Below are 14359 nucleotides of genomic sequence, written 5' to 3'. Positions count from 1 at the left end.
TAATTTGAATTTTGGCATGAAATATGCATAAGGCAAAAGTTTTGTCCATTATCATATTTCAATTTTCCTTTAACTTAAAGGCTTCATGTCAGTTAATAAATCTACCCGAAAACGCCTTTTCATTATTGATGGCTATGCCTTGCTATATCGTGCCCATTTTGCCATGATTCGAAATCCATTAATCAATAGCAAAGGAATGCATACGTCAGCCTTGTTTGGGTTTGTTAATCAAGTCCTCAAATTACTACGACAAGAGAAACCGGATTATCTCATGGCTGCCTTTGATTCATCCAAAAAAACTTTTCGCCATGAACGCTACCCAGAATATAAAGCAACCCGTGAAAAAATGCCGGAAGAAATGCGGGATCAATTACCTTATTTAGGGAAATTAATGGACGCCATGCGCATCCCAACACTAGAGCGACCGGGTTTTGAAGCGGATGATATAATCGGAACTTTAGCCAAAAAAGGTGATGAATTCGGATTGGATGTCTATATCGTAAGTGGTGACAAAGACTTTATGCAGCTTATTAATGACCATGTCTTTCTTTATTCCCCATCGGGCAGTCGAAAAGATTTAAAAATTTATGACCGTGAAGGTGTTATTGAAAAATGGGGTGTTCCGCCGGAAAAAATTATTGACCTTTTGGGGCTCATGGGAGATGCTTCCGATAATGTTCCTGGAGTGATGGGAGTCGGAGAAAAAACTGCTGTAAAATTATTGAACGAATATGGCACATTAGAAAATGCGCTGGACCATGCGGATGAAGTAAAAAATAAACGGGCCCGGGAAGGACTTCAGAATTGTCGGGAGAATGCCTTTTTGAGTCAAGAACTAGTCACCATTGTAACCAATATGGATATCGAAGAAAACTTCGAAGAAATGGAAACAAATGGATTCAATGTAAATGCATTAGATGAATTGTTTCGTGAATTAGAATTCCAGGCGCTCCAAACGCAACTTAATGCATTCCATGGGGAAGCACCGACTGAGGGGAAACGGCCGGAAAAGGATTATAAAACCTTACTCACTCAGGATGAAATTCGATCATTTGTGAATCGGGTGAAAAAAGGTAAATGGCTTTCATTTGACTTAGAAACAACTTCCGTAATACCCATGCGGTGCGAAATTGTTGGGTTATCATTTTCTACAAAAGCAAATACTGGCGTTTACATTCCCATACAATATAAAGAAAAAGAACCTGACTTATTTGGTGACGCGCTCAATTCAGTATTATCCATTATTAAACCGATGATGGAAGATGCATCTGTTCCCAAAACTGGACAGAATATTAAATTTGATGCGTTAATCCTTAAACGGCACGGTATAGATGTAAAAGGAATTCAATTTGATACATTAATAGCCGCCCATTTGTTACAGCCCGAATCGCGCAATTTAAAATTAGATAACCTCAGCATGGAGCATTTGGAATACAGAATGGTGCCTATTACTGATTTGATAGGAAAAGGGCGTAACCAGATTACCATGGCAGAAGTGGAATTAGAAAAATGTGCATTTTACGCGGCTGAAGATGCGGATGTCGCCCTGCAACTCACTTACATTTTTGAGAATGAATTAAAGAAAGTTGGTATAGAGAAATTTTTCAAGGAAATTGAAATGCCTTTATTGCCAGTCCTGCTAGAAATGGAATTTCAGGGCATGTTTGTGGATGGGCAAATGTTGGAAACTATGTCCGTCGATTTAGGAAAAAAGATCGATAGTTTTGTGATCGATATTCAGAAAGAAGCTGGAACAGAGTTCAATGTGAATTCCACCCAACAACTGGCCAATATATTATTTGATATTAAGGGATTACCCGAAATAAAGAAGCGCTCCACTGCAGAGAATGTGCTTCAGCGATTGAAAAATGATAATCCAATCCCCGGACTTATTCTTGAATACAGAAAGCTAAATAAACTTAAAAATACTTATATAGATGCATTGCCGGCGTTGATCCATCCAGAGACAAAGCGGATCCATTCTACATTTAGTCAAACGGTGGCATCAACGGGGCGACTATCCTCAAGAGACCCCAATTTCCAAAATATACCGATTCGTACTGAAGAAGGGCGAGAAATTCGTAAAGCATTTCGTTGCGAAAATAACGACTGGAAAATATTTTCAGCAGATTATTCTCAAATCGAACTACGAATTATGGCTCATATTTCTCAGGATGAAGCATTGGTAGATGCCTTCAATAAAGGTGAAGATATTCATACTCGAACTGCTGCTGAAGTATTTAATGTTGCCATGGAAGATGTCATTCCAGAAATGCGGCGGACTGCAAAAATTGTTAATTTTGGTTTGTTATACGGCGCAGGTCCATTTCGAATGAGCCAGGAATTAGGCATTCCCCTAAAAGAAGCCAAAGCAATCATTGAAGCCTATTTTAATCGTTATTCCGGAATAAAGAATTATATTGATTCCACAGTAGAAAAAGCGCGCGAAAACCATTATGTTGAAACAATGTTGGGCCGCCGTCGCCCAGTTTGGGATATTGATAGTAGTAACCACCTTCATCGAGAAGCAGCCAAGCGAATGGCTATCAATATGCCCATTCAAGGGACTAATGCAGAAATGATTAAACTGGCTATGGTCGCTATCCAGAAAAATATTGAAACGGGTAAATTGAAATCCAAAATGGTACTTCAGGTCCATGATGAATTGGTTTTTGAAGTGCCGGACAATGAGTTAGACTCTTTAGAGTCCATGGTTGTTAAAGAAATGGAAATAGCATTACCCTTATCCGTGCCCATCGTTGTGGATTGTGGCCATGGAAAATCTTGGTACGAAGCGCACTGATGGAAGCAAGTATTACACTCAAAAAAGTTGGAAAATTAGCCGGAGATAAAACTGTACTGGCCGGTTTAACATTTGGTGTTGAACGAGGATCTCTCGTTGCTGTGATTGGTGATAATGAAGCAGGTAAATCTATGTTGCTAAAAGTGATTTCTGGGATTGAATACCAGGAATTTGGCCAAGTTTATATTAATGGATTGGATTCACGCACTCGGCGTTTAGAGGTGATGTCCTCAATTGGTTTTGTCCCTCATGAAATTGACCTTGACCCATGGTTGACTCTTGAACAAAATATTCGATTTATGGGAATGCTTTATAGTATAGATGTGGAAACCGTGAACACCCGCATGGTACAGCTGGCGCGGGAATTGCATATAATTCCATATCTCAAAAGAATGGTTCAGGATATATCACCGGGGATTGTCAAAAAAGGAATGGTACTCCGCGCCTTAATCCATGATCCTGAAATCTTGATTATGGATGAACCTACCGCCTTTATGGATGCAGAATCTTATCGCCATACTTGGGACTTATTATTGCGCTTCAAAGGAGTAAAAACAATTGTATATGTGAGCCAATCTCTTCAGGAAGTTGAAGCGGCTCATGATCGAATATTAGTGTTAGAGGATGGCCGAATTGCTTTGGATGGGAGTCTGGATAAATTATTGGGAAGTACCTTTGAGTTTCACCAGTTTCAAATTGAATTCGAAGAATTGCCGGAAAATTTATTTCAACAGTTATCCAAATTACCCAAAGTAAAAAACCCTTCTAGAATTGGAAATAGCATTCACTTTTATGGTCGTGAAAGAAATATTTTTTTTGAAGTGCTTAATGCAGCTACTTCTGCCGTGATGAAAGATATCAGTGTGAAAAAGCTGGGCCTTCAAGATCTAATGGATGCCAAATTTGCCAAGGATGGGATACATTGATTAAGGCGCTATTTTTTCGAAGATTATGGCTCATCCGTCATCGTTTAATGTCAACCCTCGCTTTTATGGTATTGCTACCTTTATTGTTACATATTGCCATAACAATGGTGATGAAAAATATATTGATCAGTTCTCTAGATCGAGTGCCTTACGAAGTATGGGTGTTTCCTGGAATCATCTTCTTAATAGCCGGACTTTCGACTTTTTCTATTATTTATCGTGATTTGTTTGACTTGCGCATTCATAAAAAATCATTTATTCCCATAACATTGGCGCCTTATAGCAAGACACAATTAATTCTTGGGTTTTTAACTACATCTATCCTTGAATCATTAGTTTATGTCTTAGTTGCAATGAGTGTTTTAACGGTCCTTTTACCAGAGCCATTAAATTGGACAGCGTATTTATTCATTCCCGTCTTCACCTTTTTATATACATTTATGTTGGGGAATTTTGTGATTACTTTTTCTGTTTTAACCGACAGGATTTCAACCTATTTGTCTATCGTGATAACCATGTTTATGTTCGTTCTGTTTGGCACCGGCGTATTGGTGGAATTTGATTTTTATCCCAAAACAATCGGAACCATTTTGTCTTACTCACCCTTAAGTATGATTTTATCCGATTTGAGAGGAATTATTTTTTTTAACAGGGTGGATTGGCCCCAGATATTTGCACCATTAGTTATTGCCATTGGCTGGACATGGTTAAATGGATATCTCCTTAAACGAAAGATGAAACAATGAAAGCCTATCTTTCCGGCGCTATGGAATTTGCTATCGATGAGGGTGCCGGCTGGCGCATAGATATTACCAATTGGCTTGTTAAGCATTTAAATCATTCTGTCTACAACCCTGTGGAGGAATCTCAATCCTTAGTAAAGAAAAATGGTGCGGAAAATTATCGAGAATGGAAAAATTCCGATCCGAAAAAATATGCAGATTTTATCCGTATTTGCGTAGATCGAGATATTGATATAGTCCGTAACCATTCAGATTATATTATTTGTCTTTGGGATGAGAATGTGCTGAAAGGTGCGGGAACACATGCAGAAGTCACTATTGCTTATGATTGTAAAAAGCCCGTTTTTTTGATTAATAAATTACCGGAACCAGACCTGAGTGGATGGATTATGGCCTGCAGTTCAAGAATATTTTCAGATTTTGACCAGTTGAAAAAATATTTATCGGAACAATATTCACCTGTTTCTATTTGAGAAAAAATTATGGTAGGGCCCAAAGCAAAAATTCATCTGAACCGACTGAAGCTTAACTATGATTTAATCCAAAATCAGGTACAAGGGAAGCCCCTCATGGCAGTAGTGAAAGCTAATGGATATGGTCATGGTGGTGTCGATTGTGCTAAATCACTAGAATCTCACGGATGCCGTTTTTTTGCCGTATTTCATTTGGATGAAGGTATTGAATTGCGTGAAGCGGGTATAAAATCGGAAATTTTAGTTTTTAGCCGAATAGACTCTGCTCGACTGGGAAAGGCCATTTCCAATGATTTGATTTTAAATATCTCTAGCAGTTCAGATTTACCCGATTTGATTTCATATTATGATGCAAAAAATGTCTGCCCAAAAGTGCATATAAAAGTGGATACTGGTATGACGCGTCTCGGGTACAACACTGTTGAAATTGAGACATTAATTCATACCTTGAAGGATAATCCTCAAATACCATGTGAAGGGATTTATTCCCACTTCTCTACGGCGGATGAAGGTGATCTATCCTATGCTTATGAGCAAGAAGCAAAGTTTAAAATTGTTTTGGATATTGCTGACGAAATAGGATACGCATTTAAATATATTCATTTTTCCAATAGTGGTGCCGTATTAAATATGGACCAAAGTTCGTATAATATTGTCCGTGTGGGAATGCTACTTTATGGTGCCTTCCCATCCAATGAAGTGCCCAAATCTTTACCGGTTCAACCGGTTATGGAGTTCAGGGCACCTGTGGTTGAAGTTCGCCAAGTTTCCGCCGGAACTCAGGTAAGTTATGGCGGTGTCTATAAAACAAAGTTTGAAACAAATATTGGCGTAATTCAATGTGGCTTTGCCGATGGTATTCCCAGGCCATGGTATGAAGGCGGATATGTCAGTTTTAATGGAAGACATTTCAAAATTGCCGGTCGTATCTGTATGGATCAATTTATGGTTGATTTTGAAGAGACTAAACCGGTCTTCGGTGATGAGGTTCTTTTAATCGGTGAGAGCGGCAATGATGATGTTCGCATGGAAATGATTGCTGAAAAAATCAATTCTACTCCCTATGTTTTGGCCACAGCAATTGGTGGTAGGACTCATCGAATCTATCAGGATTAATTCCCACAATTCGTATTAGATTTCCCTGACGATGATTCGAGGAAAATTAATCTATCCATATTTTATGAAAGCAATTTTATTGTTTTCAATTCTGGCCGGGCAGCAATTCAATCATAGTATTGTAATGCCCGTTCCCGATCTTTCGTTTCATCCTGCCATTTTTTATGGTATCGATGTTCTTGAGCAAATGGACTTTAAGCCATTATATGGAAAAACGATCGGTGTATTCACCAATCAAACGGCTGTGAATCGAAAAGGAACACATCTTCTTGATCTTTTAAAAGCGCATCCAAAGATTGATATTGAAATAATTTTTACACCCCAATATGGTTTATTCGCAGAGCAAAATGAACGGTTTAGAATTCAAGGAGATCAAAAGTATGATCCCATTTATAATGCCCGAATTGTCGAAGTTTTCGGCCGAAATGTAAAACCACCGGAATGGTCCATGCGGGGATTGGATTTGATACTTGTAGATATTCAAGACACGGGCGTGCGTTTTTCTACTTATGTTGCGACCACGACTAAAATAATGGAAGTAGCCAGCCATTGGAATACCCCAGTCATGGTGTTGGATCGTCCAAATCCGCTACGGGGTGATCGTATAGATGGCCCGGTTATTCGTTCCCAATTCCAGTCATTTGAAGGCTATCATCTGGTGCCAATTCGTCATGGCATGACCATTGGAGAAATGGTAATTATGGCCAATGAAATGGGTTGGATTAAAAATTTAAAAAGAGCCAACTTAACGGTGATTCCAATGGCGAATTGGAAGCGATCTTATTGGTTGGATAAATCAGAACATCCCTGGATTAACCCCCAGCCAAAGATTAACACACTTAAGACTAATTTAGCTTATGTAGGTTTTGGACTTTTGGAAGGTACCAATTTAAATGATGGCCGAGGAACAGATAGACCCTATATGCGTGCTGGTGCACCATGGCTTTCTGGATACCACTTGGCCGAAAAACTGCTCCTCTTAAAATTGCCCGGTGTGGAATTTCGCGTAGTAGAGTATATCCCTCGTAAAAAAGAAGAGGATAAAGTTGTACCCCTTCATGTGGATGAAGTTTGCAGCGGCGTGGATATTTATATTACCGATCCGAATCGATTTGATCCATTGGCCACAGCAACAGCCATAATGGTGTTATCTCGACAATTGTACCCCCGCCAATTCAAATGGGATGCTTTGCACCGAATTGATAAGCTTTTTGGCCATAGCCAACTACGCGTTTTTGCCGCTCAGGGAAAACCGGCTAATTATTTGCCGCCTCTATGGCTGAAGGATGTGTTAAAGTTCAATGAATTCCGTCAGCAGTTTTTACTGTATCAATAATTTATGGGCAAAAAACTTTTCCCCTTTTACTTCTTACTTTTTACTTATTCCTTAGCTCAAACTCATTTCACTATTCCCCAAAATGTTTGGCGGATCAGCCTTCAGCAGAAAATTGCAAGGGGAAATTGGAAAGGTCACGATGGCAAAAATGGTTGGAAGGATTTCACTTATCAATTAAATGGCACTGACTTTACAGTTACCCAAGAATGGAAACGGAGTAAAACCACCCAAACTTTCCTCATTGAATATGGCTTTACGGATAGATCAACTTTTGTGTTGAATATTCCGAAATTGAATAAATATGAACAAACCCACAGCTGGTCAATTTCCAGCGATTCTTTAATTACGCCTATGGATGATTTGTTAAATCAATATTATCCAAAATTAAAATCTAATTCGGGATTGGGGAACGTCACTATGGGTATGAATGTGCTCATCCTCGGGAACCCGGCTTGGCGAGGTGGTAAGAATAAATATTCACTTTATGGCGGAATTGATGCCACATTTCCATTTGGAGAACGACTAAAAAAATATTATCCTAAGGATGTCGATGACAATGGTATCCCCAACCAATTCAAACAATTACCTATTAGCAATGGCTTAACCCAATGGCGGGGAAGGGTTTTTGGAGAATTGTACCGTAAAATGTGGGGCCGGCTTATTAATGTAAATTGGTCCATAGGCCTTTCATCTTCCAGTCGAGAAATAATCAATCCGCCTTATTCCTTTTTGTGGATTCAGGAAACGGGGATTGATTCAATATCAAAAGTTATCGGCAATGCTGTTTTGTTTGAGCAGGGAGGACAAGTGCTCGGAGCGATCCAAGGGCAAATGGAATTATGGCCTCAGCGAATGTTCTTTTCTGTTGGCATGGATTGGATGGCATCGGGCCGAGATAAATATTTTTCCGGCAGTGCTGATTGGAATAGTTGGATGGTATCCCGAAAAAATTATGATACAAAAAAAACAAGAACTACCCAATTCATAAAATTAAATTTTCTAAATGTAGACCCCTTTAAGCAATTTGGTCCAGTTCCATTTGAATTGGAATTAGGATTGCGATGGTATGTACCATTTTTAACCTATCACACGTTTGGGTATACATCATCCTGGATTCGGATAAGTTCTTACTTTCAGGCATGGTAAAAAACTATATTCTTTTCATGAATAGGCATCCAAATGATTGATTCAAAAAAATCTATTGTGGCATGGTCCTTTTATGACTGGGCCAATAGCGCTTTTGCCACGACTGTCATGGCAGGCTTTTTCCCAATTTTCTTTAAAGAATATTGGTCCAATACTGACAGTGTTACTTTAAGTACATGGTATTTGGGATTGGCAAATTCTATTGCATCTATCATAGTTGCTGCCATGGCGCCATTTTTGGGCGCCGTTGCCGATAGAGGTACAGCCAAAAAGAAATTTTTAATCTTATTCGCTTTTCTTGGCATAATTGGAACCGGCTCCTTATGGATTGTAGGCCAAGGGCAATGGCAAATGGCAGTTATGTTATATATTATTGCATCGGTGGGATTCTTGGGTGGAAATATTTTTTACGACTCGTTACTACCGGGAATTACATCAAAAAAGAAGATTGATTATGCCTCATCTCTGGGATTTGCTTTGGGATATATTGGGGGTGGTATCCTTTTTCTTATCAACGTACTTATGTATAAAAATCCTGATATGTTTGGAATCCCCGATGGTGCTACAGCTATTCGAATTTCATTTATCATGGTGGCAGTATGGTGGGCCGTATTTTCAATTCCAATTATGGTATTTGTAAAAGAACCGCGAATTCATCATCCCATCGGATTAATGAAAGCGGTTGGGGCAGGATGGGGCCAGTTGGGGAAAACAATTAGGGAGATAAGGCATCTGAAAGTTGTGGGCACATTTCTGCTGGCCTATTGGTTGTATATCGATGGGGTGGATACCTTGATTCGTATGGCTGTGGATTATGGCACAAGCCTTGGCTTTCCTGCAAGTTCACTAATCACAGCACTGTTGTTGGTTCAATTTGTAGGCTTCCCCGCCACCCTTGCTTATAATTGGTTCGCATTTAAGGTTGGTATTAAAAAGGCTATTTATGTGGCTATTTGCGGTTATATCGGCATTACAATATTTGGAGTTTTTGTACAAGAGTTATGGCATTTTTACGCAATTGCCGTGCTTATCGCTTGTTTCCAAGGAGGTATACAGGCCTTGAGTCGATCTATGTATTCACGTATTATACCGAAGGAAAAAGCAGCAGAATTTTATGGGTTTTATAATATGTTGGGGAAATTTGCTGCCATTATTGGACCGCCACTCATGGGATATGTTGGATTGGTTACCGGAAATCCACGGATGGGAATTTTAGCTATTTCAGTCCTGTTTATTGCCGGTGCATTTATCCTAACAAAAGTAGATCTTGACGAGGGAGAACGGATGGCAAAAGAATATTTATCCCTAAAATAAAAAAAATACTTGAAACCAATATCATCTTGAAGATAAACTTTTTCATCAAGCCCCGCAGGTGTGGCGTGCTCTTCAGGGAAAACAGAATTTCTCGAGGGTGTATTTGCGGGGCTTTTTATTTATCATAACCAATGCATAGTTTTGCAGGAAAGGATTTTAAAATAATGCCGGGAGTTTCAGCTAAATATTCACAATTCGTTATGCCTGACCATATAAACGTGGTGGGCACTCTTTTTGGTGGACAAATGATAGCATGGGTTGACTTGGCTGCGGCCAAGGTGGCCCATCGATTTTTAAAGGGGGCCGATGTAGATGGCGCCGTCACGCGCACCATTGATAAGGTGGAATTCAAAGAACCGGTTTATCTGGGAGATTGGGTAAATTTTACTGCAACCATTATTGATACAGGAAATACATCCTTCAAAATTCAAGTGGATGCTTATGCAGAGGGCAGAAATTCTGATCCTCGTTTGGCGTGTGTTGCCACAATTGTCATGGTTTCGGTTAAAAAAGATGAAAAAGGGAATTATAAGAAAACGCCCCATGGGAAATCCTGCTAAACTTTTTCTACCTACTTATTTTATAACATGTCTTTCATTGGCATTTGCTCAAGAAGATTCCACGGCAGTTGATTCAATTTTATCGGTAATAAAAGCTCAGGAATCGGAAACGGTAAGCATCATTGCAACTGTCAATCCGATTGAGGTGACGCCTACGGCTTATCGTTTTAGTATATATCCCCGGAACCACCCGGCAGAACCATATATGCAGAAATTATTTTTCCCCGATGAATCTATCCAGATTATCCTACCCGCCAATATATTGAATTCGGATACACTTGGGAATGTGGCAAAAATGGAACCTCTTGGGGATGCCTATGATCTTCAATATCGAATGTTCAATGCAGCCAGTGGGGAGATAACACTAACCCAATTTGATATTCTTATTCCGGCCGATATCATGAAACTTAGCATCGTGGATGATGCTTCCGGTGATCCTATTCCCAATGGTCATATTCGCATTTCCCAGAATGGTGAGACGCTGTCTACCGCTGAAGCAGACTCTAGTGGTTATACCCCAGTTCGAATTCCCATAAAGCGGAATATGGGTGAACCGGTTTTACTATCCATTAATACGGATGGTCGGTTTCCTACATGGAAGGGCAGCATCGAAGTGCCCGAGGGCGATTCTGAAAGGACAGTCAAAATATCACCAATAAAACTAGGTACTGGTGAAACTATTTATGAAGTTATTGATGATCTGGTTCCATTTAGAGAAGGACCTGAAAATGGATCAGCAGTATTATTTTTGCTGAACGAAGGCGACCAAGTTGTCATCTCTAAAGTGGCGGGGGATAGGTTATTCGGCCGTGTGCGCATCTATTTAGACAATCAAAATAAATATCAAAATGTGAATGGTTGGATTTTGAAAAAACATGTTTTAATGAAAGATAATTAACCCTTAATTTTCTACCTCACTCAAACACTAATATACATTTATTATCTCAACAATAAATTCAATTAGTATCCATTCAAAGGGGGAAATATGAATGTAAAAGGGGGGGAATATGAATGTAAAAGTTTTTAACCCGCCGTCATTATTCTCAATCAATTCCCATGTTAAAGACATGGATCAATATCATACTGAATACAATCAATCTATTACAGATAGAAACGCATTCTGGGCAGATAAAGCTGAACGAATTTCATGGCTTAAAAAATGGGATTCTATCGGTGAATTTGATTTCGTGAATGCCAATATAAAATGGTTCGAAGGTGGTAAGCTCAATGTGAGTTATAATTGTTTGGATCGTCATGTAGAAGCTGGGAATGGCGATAGGACAGCACTCATTTGGGAAGGGAACGATCCGAATGAAGATCAACATTTCACTTATGCAGAATTGCTGGAAAAGGTTCAGAAGTTTGCCAACGTACTTAAAGGCCTGGGTGTAGAAAAGGGTGATCGCGTTTGTATGTATATGCAGATGGTACCCCAATTACCGGTGGCCATGTTGGCCTGCACACGGATTGGCGCCGTTCACTCCATTGTTTTCGGAGCATTTAGTCCCGATTCGTTAAGAGACCGAATAAATGATTCTGAATGTAAAATTTTAATCACACAGGATACAGGTGTTCGTGGAACGAAACAAAATATCCCAATGAAATCCAATGCCGATTTGGCTTTAGTGCAAACCCCATCCATCGAACACGTTATTGTGGTTCATCGCACAGGGGAGCCAGTTGATATGGTGGAAGGTCGAGATGTATGGTGGCAGGAAGAAATGGCGAAGGCGGCCACTAATTGTGCTCCCGTAGAAATGGATGCGGAAGACCCGTTGTTCATTTTATATACATCTGGTTCAACGGGTAAACCAAAAGGTGTCCTCCACACAACAGGTGGATATTTGGTTTATGCCAATTACACGTTTGAGCAGATTTTTGATTATAATAAAGACGATATATACTGGTGCACAGCAGATATTGGTTGGGTTACAGGCCATTCATATATTGTGTATGGTCCAATGTCATGTGGTGCAACTTCAGTTATGTTTGAGGGTGTGCCTAATTATCCCGATTTCGGCCGATTCTGGGAAGTGGTTGACAAACATAAAGTTACCCTTTTTTATACAGCGCCAACCGCCCTAAGAGCATTAATGAAAGAAGGCAATACTTGGGTTGAGAAACATGATTTATCTTCTCTTAGATTATTGGGAACAGTAGGCGAAACTATTAAAGAGCCGGAATGGATGTGGTATCATTCTATTGTGGGAAAAGAAAAATGTCCTATCGTGGATACGTGGTGGCAAACGGAAACGGGCGGTATAATGATGACACCATTACCTGGTGCCACCCCGACTAAACCCGGTTCTGCTACATTCCCATTCTATGGTATTGAGCCTGTTTTACTTACAGATTCCGGAGATGAAATTTCTGGTAACAATGTATCTGGATTGTTGGCAATGAAGGCCTCCTGGCCGGGGCAAATGCGCTCTATCTATGGCGATCACGATCGATTTGTTGAAACATACTTTTCTGAATTTCCGGGCTATTATTTCACAGGAGATGGGGCACGGCGAGATGAAGATGGATATTACTGGATCACTGGACGGGTAGATGATGTACTTAATGTATCCGGACATCGAATTGGATCAGCCGAAGTGGAAGGTGGAATCGGTAAAGCCAATGGTGTTGCAGAAGCAGCTGTTGTGGGATATCCCCACGATATTAAAGGTGTAGGGATATATGCATTTGTAACGCTAATGACAGGGGTAGAAGTAACCGATTCAATTATAAATGATATTCGGTCAACAGTTGTGAAAGAAATTGGTCCCCATGCCAAACCAGATAAAATTCAGTTTACACCGGCTTTACCTAAAACACGGTCAGGAAAGATCATGCGACGAATATTAAGAAAAATTGCCGAAGGTGATACGGATAATATGGGCGATACTTCTACATTGGCAGATCCATCAGTCGTAGAAAATCTTATTGAGGGTGCGATTTAGACTTTAAATCCAAACATCATTTTCGGCTGTGTGTTTACCACCAACATTACCCGTATTCACAACACCTTTTGGTTCGATCAACATGATATGACATTCTCTTTTCGCAATGGGTTTATGTTCTTTCCCTTTAGGAACGATAAACATTTCGCCTTTTTTTAAATCAACCTTACCATCACGGAATTCAATTGTGAGTTGGCCCTCGATCACAATGAATGTTTCATCCGTATCGTCATGGGAATGCCACACGAATTCTCCCTCTACTTTGGCCAGTTTGAATTGGTAATCATTCATTTCAGCAAAAACCTTGGGGCTCCACTGATCGGAGAATAATTCGAATTTTTCTGTTATGTTGATTGTTTCATTCTTCATCTGAATATTATGGTTTAAATCGATCTTTGTAAGATATAATAGATAACAGTTTTTTATCTAAGGTCCAGATTTGACATCCTCGATCTTTTGCATAAATTAATATAGCGGAATCAATTAGGCCAACTCCTTTGGCGATCCATTTATTATTTCCGGATATTTCGCCTGCCTTAAAAAATATTCCATCCATGGAGAATTTGGGAAGGTGATGCCAATAATTGGATATGATGGCTCTTTCCCGTTTGTTTTTTACACCTTGCATGAGTTCACCAAAAACAGGTTCAGCGGCAATCACCTCCCCTCGTTCGAGGTGGACTTTTAATTTTGGAAAGATAGAAGAGTGATTTTTAAAGAATTCAATCCAGACCGAAGTATCAACAACAATCACGAGCGGTTGGTTTCTCTTGCTGATTGTGCATTAAAATCGGATTTGAATTCCAAAGGTTTTTCTGACACTTGAAGATTCAGGTCTTTGATTTTTTTAATGTCCACCCATTCTGTGAGTGCCTTAATTAATGAATCAGTAATGTTCTTTCCATTAGTGAGTTCTTTCACCTCAAAAATGAGTGATCTAGGTATTAAAGCTGTAACTTTCATGGCGGAATATACGATAGCCTATCGTATTAAAGTG

14 protein-coding genes are annotated in these 14359 nt (G+C 39.6%); 11 read left to right on the top strand and 3 right to left on the bottom strand.

Going from position 1 to position 14359, the window contains the following annotated elements; genetic code table 11:
- The first annotated feature begins 85 nt into the window (after positions 1-85).
- From polA to acs, 11 genes are all read left to right on the top strand, one after another.
- Positions 86-2803: a DNA polymerase I gene (gene polA / locus HN459_01755; protein ID MBT3478166.1), complete on the top strand. Its 2718-nt coding sequence runs from the start codon at positions 86-88 to the stop codon at positions 2801-2803.
- Positions 2803-3729: an ABC transporter ATP-binding protein gene (locus HN459_01750; GenBank protein ID MBT3478165.1), complete on the top strand. Its 927-nt coding sequence runs from the start codon at positions 2803-2805 to the stop codon at positions 3727-3729. Before polA ends, HN459_01750 begins: the two co-directional genes overlap by 1 nt.
- Positions 3726-4475 carry an ABC transporter permease gene (locus tag HN459_01745; protein MBT3478164.1) on the top strand — a complete coding sequence of 250 codons (750 nt, stop codon included), beginning with the start codon at positions 3726-3728 and terminating at the stop codon, positions 4473-4475. Before HN459_01750 ends, HN459_01745 begins: the two co-directional genes overlap by 4 nt.
- Positions 4472-4945 (top strand): hypothetical protein, encoded by a 474-nt coding sequence (locus tag HN459_01740; protein ID MBT3478163.1) that lies wholly within the window; start codon positions 4472-4474, stop codon positions 4943-4945. Before HN459_01745 ends, HN459_01740 begins: the two co-directional genes overlap by 4 nt.
- 9 nt (positions 4946-4954) lie before the next feature.
- On the top strand, positions 4955-6061 hold the full coding sequence (alr, locus tag HN459_01735) for an alanine racemase (GenBank protein ID MBT3478162.1): 1107 nt from the start codon (positions 4955-4957) through the stop codon (positions 6059-6061).
- A 31-nt stretch (positions 6062-6092) separates the two neighbouring features.
- On the top strand, positions 6093-7397 hold the full coding sequence (locus HN459_01730; protein ID MBT3478161.1) for a DUF1343 domain-containing protein: 1305 nt from the start codon (positions 6093-6095) through the stop codon (positions 7395-7397).
- A 3-nt stretch (positions 7398-7400) separates the two neighbouring features.
- Positions 7401-8543 (top strand): hypothetical protein, encoded by a 1143-nt coding sequence (locus tag HN459_01725; protein MBT3478160.1) that lies wholly within the window; start codon positions 7401-7403, stop codon positions 8541-8543.
- A gap of 33 nt (positions 8544-8576) precedes the next feature.
- On the top strand, positions 8577-9857 hold the full coding sequence (locus tag HN459_01720; GenBank protein ID MBT3478159.1) for an MFS transporter: 1281 nt from the start codon (positions 8577-8579) through the stop codon (positions 9855-9857).
- Between the two features lie 164 nt (positions 9858-10021).
- On the top strand, positions 10022-10417 hold the full coding sequence (locus HN459_01715) for an acyl-CoA thioesterase (GenBank protein MBT3478158.1): 396 nt from the start codon (positions 10022-10024) through the stop codon (positions 10415-10417).
- Positions 10401-11315 (top strand): hypothetical protein, encoded by a 915-nt coding sequence (locus tag HN459_01710; GenBank protein ID MBT3478157.1) that lies wholly within the window; start codon positions 10401-10403, stop codon positions 11313-11315. Before HN459_01715 ends, HN459_01710 begins: the two co-directional genes overlap by 17 nt.
- Positions 11316-11424: 109 nt before the next feature.
- Positions 11425-13362, top strand: coding sequence for an acetate--CoA ligase (acs, locus tag HN459_01705; protein ID MBT3478156.1), 1938 nt, complete (start codon positions 11425-11427; stop codon positions 13360-13362).
- Between the two features lie 3 nt (positions 13363-13365).
- Here the strand turns inward: acs and HN459_01700 are convergent, their stop codons facing one another.
- From HN459_01700 to HN459_01690, 3 genes are read right to left on the bottom strand one after another with little or no spacing between them, the layout of a single operon-like run.
- Positions 13366-13731 (bottom strand): cupin domain-containing protein, encoded by a 366-nt coding sequence (locus tag HN459_01700; protein ID MBT3478155.1) that lies wholly within the window; start codon positions 13729-13731, stop codon positions 13366-13368.
- A 7-nt stretch (positions 13732-13738) separates the two neighbouring features.
- Positions 13739-14116, bottom strand: coding sequence for a PIN domain-containing protein (locus tag HN459_01695; GenBank protein MBT3478154.1), 378 nt, complete (start codon positions 14114-14116; stop codon positions 13739-13741).
- Entirely contained in the window at positions 14113-14325 is a 213-nt protein-coding gene (locus HN459_01690) for a DUF2191 domain-containing protein (protein MBT3478153.1), read from the bottom strand. Before HN459_01690 ends, HN459_01695 begins: the two co-directional genes overlap by 4 nt.
- Positions 14326-14359 lie beyond the last annotated feature (34 nt).

It is taken from the genome of Candidatus Neomarinimicrobiota bacterium (assembly GCA_018647265.1).
In the GTDB taxonomy this organism is placed as follows: Bacteria; Fidelibacterota; Marinisomatia; order Marinisomatales; family TCS55; genus TCS55.
This window is presented reverse-complemented; position numbering and strand designations above follow the sequence as displayed.

Coding starts and splice junctions, on each gene's coding strand:
- polA (MBT3478166.1), top strand. CDS start 86: ATGTCAGTTAATAAATCTACCCGAAAACGCCTTTTCATTATTGATGGC.
- HN459_01750 (MBT3478165.1), top strand. CDS start 2,803: ATGGAAGCAAGTATTACACTCAAAAAAGTTGGAAAATTAGCCGGAGAT.
- HN459_01740 (MBT3478163.1), top strand. CDS start 4,472: ATGAAAGCCTATCTTTCCGGCGCTATGGAATTTGCTATCGATGAGGGT.
- alr (MBT3478162.1), top strand. CDS start 4,955: ATGGTAGGGCCCAAAGCAAAAATTCATCTGAACCGACTGAAGCTTAAC.
- HN459_01730 (MBT3478161.1), top strand. CDS start 6,093: ATGATTCGAGGAAAATTAATCTATCCATATTTTATGAAAGCAATTTTA.
- HN459_01725 (MBT3478160.1), top strand. CDS start 7,401: ATGGGCAAAAAACTTTTCCCCTTTTACTTCTTACTTTTTACTTATTCC.
- HN459_01720 (MBT3478159.1), top strand. CDS start 8,577: ATGATTGATTCAAAAAAATCTATTGTGGCATGGTCCTTTTATGACTGG.
- HN459_01715 (MBT3478158.1), top strand. CDS start 10,022: ATGCCGGGAGTTTCAGCTAAATATTCACAATTCGTTATGCCTGACCAT.
- HN459_01710 (MBT3478157.1), top strand. CDS start 10,401: ATGGGAAATCCTGCTAAACTTTTTCTACCTACTTATTTTATAACATGT.
- acs (MBT3478156.1), top strand. CDS start 11,425: ATGAATGTAAAAGTTTTTAACCCGCCGTCATTATTCTCAATCAATTCC.
- HN459_01700 (MBT3478155.1), bottom strand. CDS start 13,731: ATGAAGAATGAAACAATCAACATAACAGAAAAATTCGAATTATTCTCC.
- HN459_01690 (MBT3478153.1), bottom strand. CDS start 14,325: ATGAAAGTTACAGCTTTAATACCTAGATCACTCATTTTTGAGGTGAAA.